Raw genomic sequence first — 14,664 nt, 5'->3', positions numbered from 1 at the left:
AGGGATGGATTGAAAAGTTGTGCTTTATTTTTTATTGCAAAAAAAATCCAAAACACTTTCGCATTTTGGATTTTTTGATTAAAGCGCTGTCTTAATTAAAGGACAGGCTGCAAGATCAGCATATAAGGCATGAACTTGTTCTAACTCTTCGAAGCGCAATTGTGCGGTTAAAGAGTGGTATTTACCTGTACGTGAAGGCTGAACTTTTACAGTGTCGCCATCAAATTCTGGGAAGTGCTTCTGCAAAATATCAACAACAGCCACTCGAAGTTCATCCCCTGCATTACCAATCAATTTGATTGGATAGTCCATTGGGAAAACCCACAGATGTTCTTGTAATTCACGAGAAGGAGTGCGGTCTAACATGAGCAACCTCTTAATTTGAAACGCCTGCATCAGTGCAGGCGCTTTTGATCTAATACATAAATGGGGATGAAGTGTTGAACTTCAAGTCCTGCGCTAAATCAATACCATGCATTGCTCTAGCACAAGATTTCCCAAATATTAGTCGTTTTCCAGGAATGAACGTAAGTGTTCTGAACGAGAAGGGTGACGAAGCTTACGTAATGCTTTCGCTTCAATCTGACGAATACGTTCACGTGTTACGTCAAACTGTTTACCTACTTCCTCTAAAGTATGGTCGGTTGGCATATCAATACCAAAACGCATTTTCAATACTTTCGCTTCACGTTCAGTTAAGTTTTCAAGTACTTCACGAGTCGCTTCTTTTAAGCCTTCTGAGGTCGCAGCATCCACTGGTGAAGTGATGTTTGAGTCCTCAATAAAGTCACCAAGATGCGAATCTTCATCATCACCGATCGGTGTTTCCATCGAAATCGGTTCTTTTGCGATTTTAAGTACTTTACGAACTTTAACTTCGTCCATTTCCAGACGCTCACCTAATTCTTCAGGAGTCGGTTCACGGCCCATTTCTTGAAGAAGTTGACGAGAGACACGATTGATCTTGTTGATGGTCTCAATCATGTGTACTGGAATACGAATAGTACGTGCCTGATCCGCAATCGAACGTGTGATCGCCTGACGAATCCACCAAGTTGCATAGGTCGAGAATTTATAACCACGACGGTATTCAAACTTGTCTACGGCTTTCATCAAACCGATGTTACCTTCTTGAATCAAGTCAAGGAACTGTAAGCCACGGTTGGTATATTTTTTCGCAATCGAAATTACCAAACGTAAGTTCGCTTCAACCATTTCTTTCTTGGCACGGCGAGCTTTTGCTTCACCAACCGCCATACGTTTAGAGATATCTTTGATATCTTTCACGTTCAAACCAAGGTCTTTTTCGATATCGGCAATCTTTTGCTGGAATGCCAACACGTCTGGACGAACTTTTTCCAAATGTGCTTTGGTTTCAGCAGGTGCTTTCGCGATTTGCTCATCTAACCAAGCTGGATTTGATTCTTGCTCAGGGAAGGTGGTACGGAACTGGTTACGGTCCATACGGCCACGACGCACTGCATAACGCATGATTTCACGTTCATTTGAACGGATTTGCTCATGTGTACCACGAATCATTTCTGAAATGATGTCAAATAAACGTGGCGTGAATTTGAACATCATAAATACGGCAGCAAGTGCTTCAAGGGCAGCTTTTGCTTCTTCGCTATTGCGACCATGTTTTGCTACAACAGATTTGGTTTCATTCCAAGCTGCTTCCAATTCAGAGAAGCGAACTTTGGCAACTTCTGGATCTGGACCTGAATCACCTTCAGAATCATCATCACCTTCAGACTCTTCTTCTTCATCGTCATCATCAAGCTTGACATCTTTGCCTTTAGAAGAAGAACTATCTTCTTCTTCAATTTCAGCTTCTTCTTCAAGAACTTCAGGAATATCTTCGTCAGTTTCTGGGTCTAAATAACCAGAGAGAATATCGGCAAGACGACGCTCGCCAGTTAAAAAGTCATTATATTCTTGTAAAACAACTTCAACAGCATTTGGCCAGTAAGCAATCGAGTGTAAAACGTCACGAATACCTTCTTCGATACGTTTTGCAATGCTAATCTCGCCTTCACGTGTAAGAAGTTCAACCGTACCCATTTCACGCATATACATACGTACAGGGTCTGTGGTACGACCAGGCTCACTTTCAACCGATGCTAATACGGCAGCAGCTTCTTCTTCGGCAACTTCATCCGCTGCTTCAGTTGATTCACCAAACATGGTGTCGTCAGTTTCAGGCGCACGTTCATGCACTGGAATACCAACGTCTTGAAGCATCTGGATGATGTCTTCAATCTGCTCACTTTCCGTAATTGAGTCTGGTAGATGATCGTTAACCTCAGCGTAAGTTAAATAACCTTGTTCTTTGCCTCGGCTAATCAGAGCCGCTACTTGCGAAGTAGGGGAATTCATATCGCTCATCTTTGCTTACTCTTTTGTTGAATCTGTGGCGGTGAAAAACCGTGCATGATAGCACAATTCACGATGAATGTTTTGGATTTGATCCGTTTGCCTTAAATAAAAAATTGATTTGCTTTCACGCTTGTTACTTGAATATGGGGTTAAGTCATATTTTTTCAAGAGCAATTCCTACTTAAAGATTTTTTTTGATTGTTGCCGTTGTTGGATTATAAATACACAAAAAAACTGATGAAAAAAAGTACAAAACACGATTTTATAGCAAAAAAATCAAATAAAACTTGACAAGGGTGCGGAAGACCGATAAATAGCGGCTAGACCCATTTATATTTTTCATTAGAGGTACTTAGTGTCTTCTACAGATTTTGAATTAGATGATGATAACTACGGTGAAGATGATGTTAGTTTTGATGAGTCATCGGGTAAAATCAGCGCCAAAGAATCATTAGAAAAACGTCGTTTGATTGATGAGTTGTTAGCGCAACGTCGCTTAGAACGAGAATTAAAAGATTTTGATTATGATTTCGACGATGATGATCTTGATGACGAAGACTAAGCAAAATTGCTGAGACTTCATGTCTGAAAATGTTATGCTGTTGCCGATGTATTTTTAAAATTGGATGAAAGAATGAGCACGTTAGATTTAGACTTATTAAGTAATTATCTTGACGGTGATCAAAACGAATACGGTCTAGATTTCGCAGCGACTCATGGCTTTTTGTGTGCAATTGCCGTTGGTCCAAAATTTGATCGTTGGTTAGATGAGCTTTTTGAGAGTAATCAAAACAAGCTTCCTGCCGAAGTGCTTGAACAGGTCAAGCTTTGGCTGGAGTCAATTCGTCAGGATTTAGCCAATGAAAATGGAATCGAGTTTCCATTTGAAATCGAAGAAGCAGATGTTGAATCAAGCTTAGGCGATTGGAGTGTTGGTTTTGTTGATGCCATGTTCCTTAATGAGGAAGCGTGGTTTGCGCCTGAATTTGAAGAGCAACTGATCGATTTAACTTTACCGATCATGGTCTTTAGCGGAATTGATGAAGAAGATCCACAAATGGAATCTTTCCGCCGTAATGGCCAGTTGATGGACGAATTGGCAGAAGAAATTCCTGAAAATTTAAATGAACTCTATCTCATGTACCACACGCCAGCGTGATGTGACATGTTGCACTGCGATTCGCATAGTGCATGCATGACCGAACAAGTTAAAGATGAAAACGCCCGAGCAGGGCGTTTTTTTATGCCAATCGTTTGCTGTGATTGTTGCGCTTGAAAGGGAGATTTAAAAATGAGTGAAAAAAAGACCTATGCCTAAAGCACTGAGGATGCAACCAATGACTCGATTAATACTGACTTGTTGGGCGAGAATTCTGTTGCGAATAAGCGGTGTGGAACAAAACAATGCAACCAAGCAAAACCAAACCAAATGACTGCCAGAGATAAAAACACCATATCCGATTAATGTGTGCAGGTTGTTGCCACTGGTCATCACCTGTGAATAAATGCTCATGACAAACAGTGTGGTTTTGGGGTTGAGACTGTTGGTGAGGAAACCATGTCTGATGGCCTGCCAGCGCGTGATATCACAGTTATTTTCGTCAAACAGAATGGGGGGGAGTGTAAAGGTTTTATAACCAATATAGATCAAATAGCCTGCACCGATATATTGAATCAGTTGAATTAAACTGGGGATGTATTGTTGTAAAAAGCTCAGTCCAATCAAGCTATAACTGATATGTACCCAGACACCCATTGCAATACCGTAGGCGGTACACATGCCTAAATGGCGGCCATAGAGATAACTGTTTCGGGTGACAAGGGCAAAGTCTGCACCTGGACTAATAACTGCAAGCAGGGTAACCAAACCCACAGCAATGATTTCATTCACTCATTTATTCCTAAATTGCTTCATTAAAGATTTTTTATATTTTTCATATTCTTGCTATATTTAAAATTGAAGTTAATTCCTGTTATGTATGAGTTTTTGGAATGATTGAGCGATTGTCTTTGAATTCACTTAAGTTTTTTTATTATGTGGCGCGTTATGAAAGTGTCACCATTGCTGCAGAAAAGCTATTTGTGACTCAAAGTGCAGTGAGCAAACAACTTAAAAGCTTAGAACAAGTTTTGGGTCTGGTGTTATTTGTGCGCGAAGCCCGAAAATTAAGTTTAACATCGGAGGGTGAAGTCCTGTTTGAATGCTGCCAGCAGGTGTTTCAACAGATTGATCAATGCTTATTGCAATTACAGCAGCACAGCAAAGTACAAAACAACCTGATTCTGTCCTGTGAACCTACACTGGCAATGAAATGGTTGATTCCTCGCTTAGCTCAATTTAAGCGGCTTTATCCAGAGTTCGAAGTCAGCCTATTAACCGCAGGTGGAGCGGTTGATTTTAAACAACAAGGTGTTGACTTGGCTTTAAGACGAGATGACTTTGTTTGGGGGGAGGCTGTTTATAGTGAGAAAATTGCAGATGAACATATGCTCTGTGTCAATTTGAAAAAGAATAAAGAGTCACCTGCGAATATCTTTATTTCAGCATCACGTCCTAAATTGTGGCAGCAGTTTAAAACACGTTACCCAGCGCAATGCAGAGGGATTAAACAAACGTCATTGGAGCATTTTTATTTATGTATTGAGGCCTGTTTGGCTGGGTTAGGGGCGACAGTTGTATCTGCATATCATGTTGAAAGGGAAATAAAATATCAAATATTGGATTGCGTGAGTCCGGTTTATCGAGATGGATCATCATATTTTTTATTATCAGCTGGGGCATTTGAGGAGGATGTGCGTAAATTATTATTTAGAGATTGGCTGAGAGACGAGATGAATAAGAGTCAACAATGGTTTGATCGTGTGAATGATAATAAAACTGAATAATTAAAATATTGCTGCAAGCGTTTTCCTTCTGTTTTTTCCTCCTCAGGGCAGATTAATGATGCCACAGCGGGTAATGCAGATGGAGAGGCTCTGGTTCATGCAACAACCAATCAAAATAAAGTAATTTAAAATCACACTTATTGGTTGAAATAAAAAAGCCATCTTTCGATGGCTTTTTTTATTACTTACAGGCGTTTTCTTTTTGCTGCGGCAATTTGTGACTGACGCATGCGGAAGCCCGCTTTTTGCTTGTCTGAGGTTTTATCAATACAGTAAACACAAGACACGCCATGTTCATAGCTTGGTAATTCTGCTTCAACTTTGGTCAGTGGCCAACCACAAGCATGACACTTGATGTTTTCGCCTTCTTCAACCCCATGGGTCACCGCAGTACGGCCGTCAAACACGAAGCATTCACCTTCCCACATGCTTTCTTCAGCAGGGGTTTCTTCTAGGTATTTTAAAATACCGCCTTTCAGATGATACACCTCGTTAAAGCCTTCCTGAAGAAGGAGTGAGGTTGATTTTTCACAACGGATACCACCCGTACAGAACATCGCAATTTTTTTGTCTTTGTGCTGTTCAAGGTTCTGTTTTACGTATTCTGGGAATTCACGGAAACTTTCAGTTTTCGGATCAACGGCACCTTTGAAGGTCCCTGCTTTATATTCATAGTCATTACGTGTGTCGATCAGAATCACGTCATCACGGCTAATCAGTTCATTCCATTCTTTCGGGTCAAGATAGTGGCCAACCAAATCACGTGGCTTCACTTCTACCCCTAACGTTACAATTTCTTTTTTGAGTTTGATTTTCATTTTACGGAATGGTTTTTCAGAACTCTGAGACTCTTTATATTCCATTGCGTTAAAACCTTCGTTCAGAAGGAATTGATGTACAGTATCAATGGCTGCGCGGTCGCCAGCAACGGTACCGTTAATGCCTTCAGACGCTACAATCAGAGTTCCACATAAATTGATGTTGTTCACTAAGTCGATAAGACGTTGTTGCAGATCCGCTGCATCTGAAACTTCTTTAAATTGATATAGTGCTGCAACAACCCAATTATTGGTCGCTTGCTGTTCTACAGGTGCAAGCTGTTCTACAGTAGCGTTCATGGATAACTCCAAATGTATTAAGATAGAAAAATAAGGCGCACATTTTAGCGCGAAATCGGAAAATAAGCGAGAAAACCATAAAATAAATATGGTTTTAGAGGAGTTGGTTTTGAGTAATGATCGTCGAATCCCATCATTGACCCCATGTGCAGGGCGTTGTTCAACGGTGTTTGGTGATCTGGTCTGCCGTGGCTGCCGCCGCTTTAATCATGAAGTGATTCAGTGGAATACCTACACACCAGAGCAGCGCCTAATGGTTTGGAAACGCCTAGATGCGCAACTGGACCAAATTCTGGTCCCTTTACTGCCACATGCAAATTTACAACATGTCGAAGGCTTTATTCAAAATAAGCGTATCCGTGTATTAGATAATGCCAGTAATGGACGTAAGCTTTATCATGCCTTAAAAATTTGTGAAAAAAATAAACACTTGGCTCATGATAGTGGTCTGGGGATTGCTGATGCGCAGGTTAAGCCGATTTGGGATGAGTTTGAGCGCCGTGTGCTGGCTTTGGCAAAGGCAAGCTATGAATTGGCTTGGTTACGTGCCGATGGAATTAGTAATACACTACTGCGTGCACTGGAACTGGAAGAAGATGAGATTTAAACAATTTAGTGCTGAAAAAAATTCATGGATAATTAAATAGCGAGATTATATCCGTTTGACTATCTTTATTGGGATGCGGCTATTTTAGTCCGATCAAATAGGCTTGAAAGTCGGAAAGCGCTTGGGTTTCTGGCGAAATACTGAGCGATGATCTGTTGGTCTTTTTCACGAATCAGGCTGATTTTAAAACCATGTGTGGTGCTGCCAGAAGAACGTCCTCTGCTGCGATAGAGTTTTTCAGTAATAAGGTAAGTATGTTGCCCATCACTCAAATGTCGATCAGCTAAAACTTTTAATTGTACAGGCTGCTGAAAACGGTACAGCACTTTCAGTTGCTGATAGAACTCGTCATAGACATAAACCTGTTGCTGATCTGCAAAAAGATAGCTGAAATTTCCGGGATAGGGTTCATTGCTTTGACTGCCCAGCAGTTGTAACTGAGCGGCGTCAACAGGTGTTGTTCCCCAGAATTGATGCTCAGCAAAATGGGGCAGTGGCTGTTCATTTAAATAATAAGCGTGGCCATCGGTTGCTAAATTCAGATTTTGACTAAAACGATTGCTGCCACTCATAATTTGAGTCTGTTTAGCATTAAGCCCCTGAAGCTTTTTATCTTGGTAGTATACAACGCTTTGATCATGAATATATTGGCTGCTATTGGAAAATGCTTGGCTCTGTTGTGGGTTTAAACCGCTTAAAGCATGTGTTTTGTAGTAGACCTGTTGATCATCTTTTACGTAAAAATAGACCAATGCATTGAAAGTAGGATGCAAGACCGCAGTAAAGTTAGCCGCATTCGCGTTGGCTAAGTGTTTATCTCGAAAGTAGACCTGTTGATCGTCTTTGCTGAAATCATTGCCTAAATAGCTTGTTCGGGCAGAATTTAAGCCAGATAAGATGTGGTCTTGCCAGTAAACATACTGTAGTGTTTTACCGACATTGCTATACAGCTCAGGCGCACGATCAGGAAGGTTATTCAAGGCTAAACCAGTAAACTGATCAGCTTTTACTTGAGGGAGTAAAAATGTCCCTTGACCCTGTTTAAGAATATAAACCCGATTTTGATAGGTTTCAAAATTTGTGCCAGAGATTGCCTGTGTTTGTTGATGGGGGATTTCGACGCTGCCATCGTTAAATTCATGCCAAAGTAGATAGCTCATAAAAAGGCTAAAGCTGACTAAAATACCAAGCGTTAATCCGATTGCAAACCGTCTCTGTTTTCGTTGAAAAGTGTCTAGCGCTTGCTGATCTGCAATGAGGCGAATGATGTCAATATGGGTTTTCTTGTGCAGGCTTGCGCTGCTGATCCGTTGCAACTGGTTTTGTTTCGCTAGAGATTCCAGCTTTTTCCAAAACTTGAAAAAATCACTGTGCTGTTGAGTTAAAGTAGCTGGCCATATCCATGAATTAAAATAAAAATACTGTCGATTGGGTGCGGTTTTGCTAAGAAGACCAAAGCTGTGAATTTGAGCTTGCTGCTGCTGAAGTTGGATCTGAATCAGATCTTGCCAAGTGAAAAAATTAACCTGATTTGAGCGATCTACGGAGATTCCTTGTTGATACAGCTTAAATGTGATTGGCTGCCTAAACCATTTCAGATAAAGCTGGTTATACAGGTAAACAATGGCAAGCAATAAACCGAACATCAAGGCAATGTTGAAAAGCTGGGCGAAAAAAGGAATAAACTGATAAAAGTAATACAGGCTTGAATCATAAATAAAGTAAATGAAAACCGCCCAAGTCATTATGATCATCAACAAAAACAGCGCAAAGGACGCAATTTTCATTTCAAATATGAGTAGGGTGACCTGTATTAAAACAGAGGATTTTTTTATCATCAGCTTAGTGATTGGTTATGCCAAAAATGTTGTTTAAGTTTTATTTGAAGAGCATAACCGATAAAAAGAAAAAAGGATGCATCTGCATCCTTTTTTATCAACGCTAATCGAAATTAACGTTTGATGTCGCGCTGGGTCGAGCCTGTGTAAAGCTGACGTGGGCGACCGATCTTGTAAGGACCACTGTGCATTTCTAACCAGTGGCTGATCCAGCCAACGGTACGTGCAAGTGCGAAGATCACGGTAAACATACCCGTTGGGATACCAATCGCTTTTAAGATGATACCTGAGTAGAAGTCTACGTTCGGGTAAAGCTTACGTTCAACGAAGTACGGGTCGTTCAGTGCAATACGCTCAAGTTCCATTGCAAGTTGCAATTGCGGATCGTTGATGCCTAATGCAGCAAGAACTTCGTCACATGTTTCTTTCATGACTTTTGCACGTGGGTCGAAGTTTTTGTAAACACGGTGACCGAAGCCCATCAGTTTAACTTCTTTACGTTTTACTTTTTCCATGAATTCAGCAACGTTTTCTACGCTACCAATTTCATCTAACATTTTAAGTACGGCTTCGTTTGCACCGCCGTGAGCAGGTCCCCAAAGTGCAGAGATACCAGCAGAGATACATGCATACGGGTTCGCACCAGTAGAACCGGCAAGACGAACTGTAGACGTAGACGCATTTTGTTCATGGTCAGCATGAAGCGTGAAGATACGATCCATTGCACGAGCAAGAACTGGATTTACTTTGTAATCACGGTCAGCAGGCGTAGCAAACATCATGTGTAAGAAGTTTTCTGCATAACCAAGGTCATTACGTGGGTAAATGAATGGTTGACCTACCGTGTACTTGTAGCTCCATGCTGCAAGTGTCGGGATTTTCGCGATTAAACGAATTGCAGTAATTTCGCGGTGATTAACATCTTCGATGTCTAAGCCGTTGTGATAGAACGCAGATAACGCACCAACAACACCAACCATTATAGCCATCGGGTGAGCATCACGACGGAAACCATTGAAGAAACGGCTAACTTGATCGTGAACCATGGTGTGGTTGCGTACTTTCGCATCAAATTCTGCTTTTTGTTCAGCATTTGGAAGCTCGCCATTTAAAAGTAAATAGCAAGTTTCTAAGTAGTCTGCTTGAGTCGCTAATTGATCAATTGGATAACCGCGGTGTAATAACACACCTTTGTCACCATCAATGAATGTGATCTTAGATTCGCAAGCCGCTGTCGCCATAAAACCAGGATCGAAAGTAAAGTGACCAGATGCCAATACATCTTTAACGTCAATTACATCTGGGCCCAATGTGCCGCTGTAAATTGGTAATTCAATTTCTTTGCCATCAAGCTGTAATACGGCTTTTTTGCCAGTTGCTGCAGACATTCAATAGATCTCCTGTCCTGGTGAATGATTATCTGACTCGAAATACTAATCTTGTCATGTGCGAATCAGACGGTGTCAAAATTTGCTATAAGATTAGTGGCTACTAAAATTTTGTCAATTATACTTAGGGATAAAAAATGACGTTGCTACAGTCAATTAGTCATTCAGTATCGAAGAAAAAACTGAGTAAAATCACAGCACCGGTCGAGTATAATATGTCAAATCAAGTTTTAGGTGCATAAAAAAAATGAAGCACCAGTCCAATTGTAAGTAAATTTTTATTTGGCTGGGATGTTGCTGCTTATAAAATAAATACTTATCACGCTTCGCAGCCCTATATGGCTTGTGTTTTGGAGTGAACTGTTCATTCAGAAAGCGATTAAAAACTTTACATGTAGCCTAATAATTGAGGGCTTATAGAGTAATTGGTTGTCTAAAAAATGACTGATTGATTTTGAACAATTGAATCATAAAAATAGATTATTAATTAATTATATTTACTATATAAATGAGCAGTATTATTTTTGACTATATATAAAGGTCGAAAAATTATGCTGCTAGAATGCGAAAAATGAACTTTTTTGTGAAATAACAAGAAAAGAATTTATAAAATAAAAAAGTATCTATAAAAAATAGTATTTTATTTTTATCATTACAAAACAATCAGATAGTTATTTTTGATTGGACTTGATGGATTTATCGCTGCTATTATGTGTGTGAATGATTCTTATTTAAAGTTTTTTTCGACTAAAGCGAAAGTTGATTGTTTGTATTTTGATATTTCACGTTTTATAATTCGATGTCGTTTATAGGTTAGGCATGTGCTGTGCTTGCCTAACAATGCCAGCTTTCCTTTGAATTAATTCAAACAAACTCCGGATGGAGTTTCTACCTACAGGATGCCCGCTGTGAAAAGCAACAGACCTGTCAATTTGTCCATGGGTCAGGTGTTAGCGGTAAATTTACGCTCACCCGTGGCTATTGCATCAATTCTACACCGTCTATCAGGTGTAATCGTATTCTTATTAGTCGCAGTTCTTTTATGGATTTTGGATAAATCTTTATCTTCACCAGAAGGATTTGACTACGTTAAAAATGTCGTTTTCGGAAATATCATTGTACGTTTCATCGTATGGGTATTTGTAGCTGGCTTGATTTTCCACTTTATCGCAGGTGTGAAGCATTTACTTGCTGACCTCGGTTTTGCTGAAGAACTTCAAAGCGGTCGTATCGCTGCTACAGTGTCATTGATCTTGTCTGCGATTGGTATCGTCGCAGCATTCGTATGGATTATGTTCTGATGAAAAGTGCTACAGGTTTAACAGGTTCAGGTTCTCGCGATTGGTATATCCAACGTGTCAGTGCTGTAGTGTTAGCTGCATACACTGTGGTTTTGTTTGGCTGGATCCTTTGCAATAGCGGATTTGGTTATGAACAATGGGCGGGCTTTATGCTGACTTTGCCAATGAAGATTTTCTCTTTGTTGGCAGTATTGGCGCTCGTTGCACACGCTTGGATTGGTATGTGGCAAGTCTTTACTGATTATGTAACGACTCGTCAAATGGGTCCTTCAGCTTCAGGTTTACGCCTTGTACTGACTTCTGCTGTCATTATTTCAGTGTTCGTGTACGCAATCTGGGGTATCCAGATTTTCTGGGCAAATTGATAGGAAGAGATCATGGGCGCAATTAACCCTAAAGAAGATTATTCAAATATTCAAAACCTCACTTTTGATGCAGTCATCGTTGGTGGTGGTGGTTCAGGTATGCGTGCTGCTTACCAACTTGCTCAAGCGGGTTTAAAAGTTGCAGTATTGACCAAAGTATTCCCAACACGTTCGCACACTGTTGCTGCTCAAGGCGGTATTGGCGCATCGTTAGGTAATATGCAGGAAGATAATTGGCATTACCACTTCTATGACACGGTGAAAGGTTCTGACTGGTTAGGCGATCAGGACGCAATCGAGTTCATGACGCGTGAAGCACCAAAAGTTGTTTACGAGCTTGAACACTTAGGTATGCCGTTTGACCGTAACCAAGATGGTACGATCTATCAGCGTCCATTCGGTGGTCATTCTGCAAACTACGGTGAAAAAGCAGTTCCACGTGCGTGTGCTGCTGCTGACCGTACAGGCCATGCCTTATTGCATACCTTGTATCAAAGCAACGTTAAAATGGGCACCCAGTTCTACGTTGAATGGATTGCATTAGATTTAATCCGTAACGAAGAGGGTGATGTTCTTGGTGTAACCGCAATTGACCAAGAAACAGGTAACATCGCAGTATTCCAAGCGAAAGCAACCTTGTTCGCTACAGGTGGTGCGGGTCGTGTTTATCGTGCATCAACCAATGCTTATATCAATACTGGTGATGGTCTTGGTATGGCTGCTCGTGCGGGTATTCCATTACAGGATATGGAATTCTGGCAATTCCACCCAACGGGTGTTGCTGGCGCAGGCGTATTGTTAACGGAAGGTTGTCGTGGCGAAGGTGCGATTCTTCGTAACAAAGATGGCGAACCATTCATGGAACGTTATGCGCCGACTTTAAAAGACTTGGCACCGCGTGATTTCGTATCACGTTCAATGGATCAGGAAATTAAAGAAGGTCGTGGTTGTGGTCCTAAAGCTGATTATATCTTGTTGGATATGACGCATTTAGGTGCTGAAACCATTATGAAACGTCTGCCATCTGTATTCGAGATTGGTAAGAAGTTTGCAAACGTTGACTGTACCAAAGAGCCAATTCCAGTTGTACCAACAATCCATTATCAAATGGGTGGTATCCCAACCAATATTCATGGTCAAGTGGTTGTTCCGCATGGTGTGGAAGAGGGGGAATTCTCTGCACACTATGATAAAGATACTAAAGAGTATTCTTATAAAGGTACGCGTGATTATGTGAAACCTGTAAAAGGTTTCTATGCAATTGGTGAATGTTCTTGCGTATCAGTACATGGTGCAAACCGTTTGGGTACCAACTCATTGCTTGACCTTGTGGTATTTGGTAAGGCAGCAGGTGAACACATCATTGATTATGTGACTAAGCATCATGGCGATGACTATGCACCGCTTCCAACTGATGTCTTGGTTAACACCCTAGAGCGTATTCGTAAGTTGGATGATTCAACCACGGGTGAAAATGCACAAGAAGTTGCTGATGCAATCCGTGACATCGTACAAGATCACGCGGGTGTATTCCGTACTCAAGCATTGCTTGATAAGGGTGTAAAAGAAATTCTTGCGATTGAGCCACGTGTTCGTAACATTCATTTGAAAGACAAATCTAAAGTATTTAACACAGCACGTGTTGAAGCATTAGAAGTTGAAAACTTGTATGAAGTGGCGAAAGCGACTCTAATTTCAGCTGCTGCGCGTAAAGAATGTCGTGGTGCGCATACGGTTGTTGACTATGAGTTAGCACCTGACCACCCAACCTATTCATATGGTCGCCGTGATGATGAGTGGATGAAACATACATTATGGTATTCATCAGACAATCGTCTTGAATATAAACCAGTACGTTTCAGCCCATTAACGGTTGAAGCAATTGAACCTAAACCACGTACATTCTAATCGGGAGAACAAAGATGAGTAGAGGCACTCGTACATTCGAAATCTACCGCTATGATCCTGATAAGGATAAAGCGCCGTACATGCAAACGTTCAAACTCGAGTTAACCGACAAGCACCGTATGTTGCTTGATGCGTTGCTTGCGTTGAAAGTACAAGATGAATCATTAACATTCCGTCGCTCTTGCCGTGAAGGTATTTGTGGTTCGGATGGTGTGAACATCAATGGTAAAAATGGTTTGGCGTGCTTGTGGAACTTGAACGACTTACCAGAGAAGATTGTGATCCGTCCTTTACCTGGTTTACCAGTAGTAAAAGACTTGGTTGTAGATATGAACCAGTTCTATGATCAATATGACAAGATTCAACCGTTCTTGATTAACAATCAGCCAGCACCAGCGAAAGAGCGTTTACAGTCTCAAGCAGAGCGTGAGCACTTAGATGGTCTGTATGAATGTATTCTTTGTGCATGTTGTTCAACATCATGCCCATCATTCTGGTGGAACCCTGATAAGTTCCTTGGACCATCTGCATTGTTAAATGCATACCGCTTTATCATCGATTCTCGTGATACGGCAACACAAGAACGTTTGGCTCGTTTAGATGATCCGTTCTCTTTGTTCCGTTGTAAAGGGATCATGAACTGTGTATCTGTATGTCCTAAAGGTTTAAACCCGACAAAGGCAATTGGTCACATTCGTAATATGTTGTTAGATCAAGCAGGTTAATCTGTTTTTCTAATGTGAAAAAGGAGCTCCGAAAGGGGCTTCTTTTTTTATTTGAATTTGATTGAGAAATGAAAATGCTTGTTTGTTAATTTGGGACTTGAATTTTGGCAATTTGGCCTAAAATATTTATAGATTTTGCTGTTAAATAA

General features: G+C 40.8%; 14 protein-coding genes. 8 read left to right on the top strand and 6 right to left on the bottom strand.

The features are described from left to right. Window positions 1–78: 78 nt before the first annotated feature. Window positions 79–366, bottom strand: coding sequence for a YbeD family protein (locus F895_RS02495; RefSeq protein ID WP_004652212.1), 288 nt, complete (start codon window positions 364–366; stop codon window positions 79–81). Window positions 367–504: 138 nt separating this feature from the next. Beyond that, window positions 505–2,388, bottom strand: coding sequence for an RNA polymerase sigma factor RpoD (gene rpoD / locus F895_RS02500; RefSeq protein ID WP_005243800.1), 1,884 nt, complete (start codon window positions 2,386–2,388; stop codon window positions 505–507). 346 nt (window positions 2,389–2,734) lie between these two features. On the opposite strand from rpoD, the gene F895_RS02505 reads away from it, so the two are divergent. Both F895_RS02505 and F895_RS02510 read left to right on the top strand, forming a co-directional pair. Continuing rightward, a complete protein-coding gene (locus F895_RS02505) occupies window positions 2,735–2,941 on the top strand; it encodes a PA3496 family putative envelope integrity protein (protein WP_005243797.1) in 207 nt (68 codons plus the stop codon). A 72-nt stretch (window positions 2,942–3,013) separates the two neighbouring features. Then, window positions 3,014–3,538, top strand: a complete 525-nt coding sequence (locus F895_RS02510) for a YecA/YgfB family protein (RefSeq protein WP_005243795.1) — start codon at window positions 3,014–3,016, stop codon at window positions 3,536–3,538. 126 nt (window positions 3,539–3,664) lie between these two features. Here the strand turns inward: F895_RS02510 and F895_RS02515 are convergent, their stop codons facing one another. Further along, on the bottom strand, window positions 3,665–4,270 hold the full coding sequence (locus F895_RS02515) for a LysE family translocator (protein ID WP_005243793.1): 606 nt from the start codon (window positions 4,268–4,270) through the stop codon (window positions 3,665–3,667). 101 nt (window positions 4,271–4,371) lie between these two features. Between F895_RS02515 and F895_RS02520 the strand changes: the two genes are divergently transcribed. Further along, window positions 4,372–5,265: a LysR family transcriptional regulator gene (locus tag F895_RS02520; RefSeq protein ID WP_005243792.1), complete on the top strand. Its 894-nt coding sequence runs from the start codon at window positions 4,372–4,374 to the stop codon at window positions 5,263–5,265. Window positions 5,266–5,450: 185 nt separating this feature from the next. Here F895_RS02520 and F895_RS02525 read toward each other — a convergent pair whose 3' ends face one another. Beyond that, window positions 5,451–6,383: an oxygen-dependent tRNA uridine(34) hydroxylase TrhO gene (locus F895_RS02525; protein ID WP_005243790.1), complete on the bottom strand. Its 933-nt coding sequence runs from the start codon at window positions 6,381–6,383 to the stop codon at window positions 5,451–5,453. A gap of 109 nt (window positions 6,384–6,492) precedes the next feature. On the opposite strand from F895_RS02525, the gene F895_RS02530 reads away from it, so the two are divergent. Then, on the top strand, window positions 6,493–6,990 hold the full coding sequence (locus F895_RS02530; protein WP_010589982.1) for a DUF1289 domain-containing protein: 498 nt from the start codon (window positions 6,493–6,495) through the stop codon (window positions 6,988–6,990). Window positions 6,991–7,055: 65 nt separating this feature from the next. Here the strand turns inward: F895_RS02530 and F895_RS02535 are convergent, their stop codons facing one another. Together F895_RS02535 and gltA are read right to left on the bottom strand one after the other, a co-directional pair. After that, window positions 7,056–8,828: a DKNYY domain-containing protein gene (locus F895_RS02535; protein WP_005243785.1), complete on the bottom strand. Its 1,773-nt coding sequence runs from the start codon at window positions 8,826–8,828 to the stop codon at window positions 7,056–7,058. Window positions 8,829–8,941: 113 nt separating this feature from the next. Beyond that, the gene (gltA, locus tag F895_RS02540) at window positions 8,942–10,216 is read right to left on the bottom strand and encodes a citrate synthase (protein WP_004652200.1); all 1,275 of its coding nucleotides are present in this window, start codon (window positions 10,214–10,216) and stop codon (window positions 8,942–8,944) included. 899 nt (window positions 10,217–11,115) lie between these two features. On the opposite strand from gltA, the gene sdhC reads away from it, so the two are divergent. Genes sdhC through F895_RS02560 form a run of 4 tightly spaced genes read left to right on the top strand, consistent with a single transcriptional unit; the run spans window position 11,116 to window position 14,515 of the window. Beyond that, window positions 11,116–11,517, top strand: coding sequence for a succinate dehydrogenase, cytochrome b556 subunit (sdhC, locus tag F895_RS02545; RefSeq protein WP_010589984.1), 402 nt, complete (start codon window positions 11,116–11,118; stop codon window positions 11,515–11,517). Continuing rightward, window positions 11,517–11,882 carry a succinate dehydrogenase, hydrophobic membrane anchor protein gene (sdhD, locus tag F895_RS02550; protein WP_005243783.1) on the top strand — a complete coding sequence of 122 codons (366 nt, stop codon included), beginning with the start codon at window positions 11,517–11,519 and terminating at the stop codon, window positions 11,880–11,882. Before sdhC ends, sdhD begins: the two co-directional genes overlap by 1 nt. 12 nt (window positions 11,883–11,894) lie before the next feature. Further along, on the top strand, window positions 11,895–13,790 hold the full coding sequence (sdhA, locus tag F895_RS02555; RefSeq protein ID WP_005243781.1) for a succinate dehydrogenase flavoprotein subunit: 1,896 nt from the start codon (window positions 11,895–11,897) through the stop codon (window positions 13,788–13,790). A 14-nt stretch (window positions 13,791–13,804) separates the two neighbouring features. Further along, window positions 13,805–14,515 (top strand): succinate dehydrogenase iron-sulfur subunit, encoded by a 711-nt coding sequence (locus F895_RS02560; RefSeq protein WP_004664446.1) that lies wholly within the window; start codon window positions 13,805–13,807, stop codon window positions 14,513–14,515. Window positions 14,516–14,664 lie beyond the last annotated feature (149 nt).

It is taken from the genome of Acinetobacter sp. CIP 64.2 (assembly GCF_000369645.1).
In the GTDB taxonomy this organism is placed as follows: domain Bacteria; phylum Pseudomonadota; class Gammaproteobacteria; order Pseudomonadales; family Moraxellaceae; genus Acinetobacter.
This window is presented reverse-complemented; position numbering and strand designations above follow the sequence as displayed.